Origin of the sequence: Vibrio sp. HI00D65 (genome assembly GCF_001635455.1) — a bacterium.
Taxonomy (GTDB): Bacteria; Pseudomonadota; Gammaproteobacteria; order Enterobacterales; family Vibrionaceae; genus Vibrio.
The window spans coordinates 1-360 of sequence record NZ_LWEH01000431.1; the positions used below are offsets into that span (position 1 = coordinate 1).

The window sequence follows — 360 nt, forward strand, 5'->3', positions numbered from 1 at the left end:
AAGTTAATTAATGAGGTGCGAGCTAACAAACCTAACTCGCACTTTCTACCCTTTCAATCTAAATTCAATAGAGCTCGTTATCTATCAACAACACTTCCAGTTCGTTAGTGTTATTCCTACTTGGCTGCCCAACCATTTCATCATAGGCACTTTGCTGGCGAAGCACCTGTTTGTTCGCTTTCAAGTTACGACATTGTTTTTGCAACTCCAATATCGAATGCGCCCTTAAAAAATTCCCTTTATCGTCAGTAACAAAGTGTTCTTTTCCATCGACTACAACCGAGACTTGATACAAAGCGAGATCGAGAGAGTGGATGACAAGCTTGTCGAAATAGAAAAATTTTTCCAGTTTACTGAGTG

At 39.7% G+C, this 360-nt stretch carries 1 protein-coding gene; it reads right to left on the bottom strand.

Annotation, left to right across the window (positions count from 1 at the left end):
- Positions 1–64: 64 nt before the first annotated feature.
- The coding region (locus tag A3712_RS21730; RefSeq protein ID WP_063525006.1) for a DUF6482 family protein at positions 65–360 on the bottom strand (296 nt) is incomplete at its 5' end.